General features: G+C 61.7%; 2 protein-coding genes. Both read right to left on the reverse strand.

The genetic code is table 11. From position 1 onward, the window contains the following. Positions 1-417: 417 nt before the first annotated feature. Complete coding sequence (locus tag ENJ54_11715) at positions 418-2,040, reverse strand: ATP-binding protein (protein HFC10499.1); 1,623 nt, start codon at positions 2,038-2,040, stop codon at positions 418-420. A gap of 107 nt (positions 2,041-2,147) precedes the next feature. After that, positions 2,148-2,966, reverse strand: a complete 819-nt coding sequence (locus ENJ54_11720; GenBank protein HFC10500.1) for a hypothetical protein — start codon at positions 2,964-2,966, stop codon at positions 2,148-2,150. Positions 2,967-3,670: the final 704 nt, after the last annotated feature.

The raw sequence follows: 3,670 nt of genomic DNA on the forward strand, positions 1-3,670 counted from the left end.
AGAAGTTCAGCAACGATGAGGTCTTTGATTTGGGTGATGCGTTCTGTGGTAGACTTCATTTGGGAGTCCTTTGGTGAGAGATAGATGATGCGTTTATCTCTGTTATACCAGAGGACTCCTTTTCTACAACATTTGAGTGCTCCCGGGGCACGCCGAAAGGGCGCAGCGACGCTGCGCTCCTACAAACGCCATCATACCAAACGCCCATCGCACCTGGCGCAAAAACAAGCCTGACAGATCCCCGAGAGCCGTCGAGGCGGCCCATCTCTATTTTGTATCGGCTATACGAAATCCCCGCCGCACGCGCCCAACATAAACACTCTGGCTAACTCATGTTACGCAGAGGAACAGGAGCCCATCTGGGCGGTGGCGCGATCGTTCTTGCCTGAGTGTTGCTGCGTAACGTAATGTGAGCGGCTAAAACGGGATCTCCCCTTCCCCACCCGGCGGGGCGTGGTGCCACTGCCACAACTGCGCATCCACCGCGGGCAAATCCACTAACGTCACCCCCTCGGCCTGCCAGCGTTCCCCGGAAGGCGGCGCAGCACGCACCGCCGCGGCTTCGGCTTCCATGCCAGCCGTCCAGCCGCCGCGGGCAAACACCACATAATGCACCCGCCAGCGTTTCTCGCGCGGCAGCACCGCCTCGGTGCGGCGCACCAGTTTGCGCAGCACCTCTGCCTCGACCGGCTCGGGCGACCATTTGCATTCCCCTAAAATCAGGGTGCCCTCGCGCGGGTTGATGCCGACCACATCCACCTGGGCGGTGCGCGTCCACGCCGCGCCGACTTCCAGCGGCTGGAAGGGCAGCGCGCCCTGGGCGCCGGCGTGCAGCGTCCACAGGCGGGCGATCTCTTCCCACGTGTAGGTGCCGATGAAATCCAGCAGGTGGCGGCGCAGTTCGGCCAGCAGCGGCTCGCGCACCCCGGCGGCAATCTGCCCCCGATAGGGGCTGATGAAGCGGAAATAGAACCGCAGGAAGGGGTCGGTGAGGTGGTAACGCCCCTGGCGGCTGTTGGGCGGGGCAGTCAGCGAGCGGCGGCGTTCCACATAGCCGGTTTCCAGCAGCGATTCGAGGTAGCGGCTGACATGCCCGCTGGGGAGGTCGGAAGCCCGCCGAATCTCGGCGGGGGTGTGCGCGCCGCGGGCGATGGCGCTCAAGATGGCGTAGTAGTTGCCGGTTTCCCGGATGTAATCTTGCAGCAAAAAGCGCGGCTCGTCGCCCAGGGAAAGCGCCGCGTGGGTGACGAAGGCCGTCAGGTTGTGCTGGAAATCGTCCTGCGGGTTCCAGTAGGCCCAGTAAGCGGGCACGCCGCCCACCACGGCGTAGAGGGCCACGCGCGCCTCGGCGGGGTAGTTGGGGAAGGCTTCCCGAGTGGCGGGGTAGGGCAGAGGCTGCAGGCGCAGGGCAGCGGTGGCGCGGCCATAGAGGGGCGCCTGGGGGGAAAGCACATCGCGCACCACCATGCCCAGATGCGAGCCGGAAATCGCCAGCAACAGGTTGCCGCGGCTGAGGGTCTGGTCCCAGGCGTGCTGCAGCGCCCCGGCCACCCGCGGGCCGTGTTCCAGCAGGTAGGTGAACTCGTCGATGACCAGCGCAACGCGGCGGCCTCGCTGGGCGGCAAATTCGGCAAAAGCCTCGAATGCGGCGCGCCAGGTGGGGTAATAGACCGCGGCCTCGGCGCCGCCGGGGTGGAAGAAACGGTACAGCGCCTGGGAAAACGCCCGCCGCTGGTCGCTTTCGCTGGAAGGCTCGGCAGCCCAGTAAAGCACATCCTGGGGATGCTTTTGCATCCATTCCCACAGCAGGCGGGTTTTGCCCACCCGGCGGCGGCCATAGAGCACCAGGAAAGCCGCCTGCGGGCTGTGCCACAGGTCTTCGAGCAGCGCCATTTCGCGCTGGCGCCCCACAAAGGGCGGGGTGTAGGCTGGGGGCATGGGCACCTCCGGTATGAGCGAGAGGACAAGATAATCAAGGTTATGATAATCTTGATTAAGAGATTTGGCAAGGGAGAGAGCCCCATTGTCCGCCCGGGGCATCTCCTGCGGGAGGCATCGTCACAAAAAACAAAACCGGCAGAGAGGCTCTCTGCCGGTTTTTCTCTTTCAGGAAAGTGCTGCCCTGGCTCACATGTCCTTCATGCCGATTAGTGATGCCCGCCACGGCCGCCACCGCGATAGCCATGCCCCGAGGGGGTCATCCACGTCGGCTGGGCATCACCAGGCGTGACCATCGGCGCAACATAGGGGTTATAGCCGTGCCCCATGCTTTGCCCCTGGGCGGCGCCGCTGCCCATGGACATGGGCGCTCCATTCGCATGGCTCAGAATACGGTCAGCCTGTTCGGGAGTGAGCACGCCATCAGCCACCGCCGCTTCAACAGCCGACGTTCGCGCATCGGCCAGCAGCGCCTGCAAATCCTCGCGGCTCATTCCCACGCTTTGCGCATACAGCCCCAACGAGATACCAGCGTCTTGCAAAGCCTGCAGTTCTTCCGCCGTAATGCCCAGCACATCGGCCAACACCTGGTCCATGTAAGGCTGGAGCACGCCATCGCCCAGGGAGGCCATGACACCATTCCCTGCATCAGCCCCCGCGTACGCCGGGCTGCCGCTCGCATGGCTCAGAATCCATTCCGCCCGCTCAGGCGTAAGCACGCCATCAGCCACTGCCGCCTCAATAGCAGACTCCCGCACATTGGCCAGCAACGCCTGGAAATCCTCAAAGCTCATCCCTTCGCTTTGCGCATACGTCCACAGCGTTTCGCCCGAGTCCTGCAAGGCCTGCAATTCGTCCACCGAGATGCCCAACGCAGCAGCCAGCGCCTCGTCCATATAGGGCTGCAACACACTCGGCGTGGTAGACGTCGGCGGTAATTCATCGGCTGAAGCGATCTTGGGACTGCCAAAAGCGGCAATCGCCATCAGCGCTATCAAACTCAGACTCAGAAAAACTTTCTTCAACATGGTTTACCTCCTGGTAATGAGATTCGTTTTTTGGGAAGTTCACATTCTTAGACGCTTTTTGCCCCAAAAGGATACGGCCCGAGGGCAATCGCATCTCAAAATTCGGCGTAGGGGGAATCCCCGTTTTGCCTTCTGGACGCCTTGTCTGGCGGCTTCAGGCTTGACAGTTCCGTCGCAACCGCCTACGTTGGCGACACGACGCCCTAAAATAAGGCCGTTTTGTGTGTCACTTGCGCTAAGAAACGCCAAAAGGTTTAGTCGCCCTCACCTATCCCCCAGAGTCTTGCTTCGGGGGATAGATGAGGGCGTTAAAGACCAAATTATCACGAATCGCCAATCTGGTTAGCCCCATTGGGTAGGCAGTTACGTTCCGTCAGCCCCATCAGTCGCTTGGGGTGTTATGAGAGCGCCTGCTCGACCTGTCCTCTTTAGCCACAACCTTTGCCCGTAACCTTGCTGCCCCTGGGCTTCCCTTTCCTCATAAACGCCCCCCAGGCACAAGAGCGCCTGGTTTTCGGTGTCCATTCCACGAGGCGCAAAAATTGCTTTCGGGAGCGCAAAAAAAGCACCATAATGCATTCTCAAACAAGATTTTGGTCATTACGGAAGGCGCCATCCGCCCTCTTTGTGGCAAGATCTCACCCATCCCCCGATGAGCCGAGCGCCTGGCCTGAGCGAAGTCGAAGGCCAAGCGAGGCCTCGCC

Source organism: Chloroflexota bacterium (assembly GCA_011322445.1).
In the GTDB taxonomy this organism is placed as follows: Bacteria; Chloroflexota; Anaerolineae; order Anaerolineales; family DRMV01; genus DRMV01.

Excerpts from the sequence above, each read along its gene's own strand:
- ENJ54_11715 (HFC10499.1), bottom strand. The coding sequence starts at position 2,040 with ATGCCCCGGGCGGACAATGGGGCTCTCTCCCTTGCCAAATCTCTTAAT.
- ENJ54_11720 (HFC10500.1), bottom strand. The coding sequence starts at position 2,966 with ATGTTGAAGAAAGTTTTTCTGAGTCTGAGTTTGATAGCGCTGATGGCG.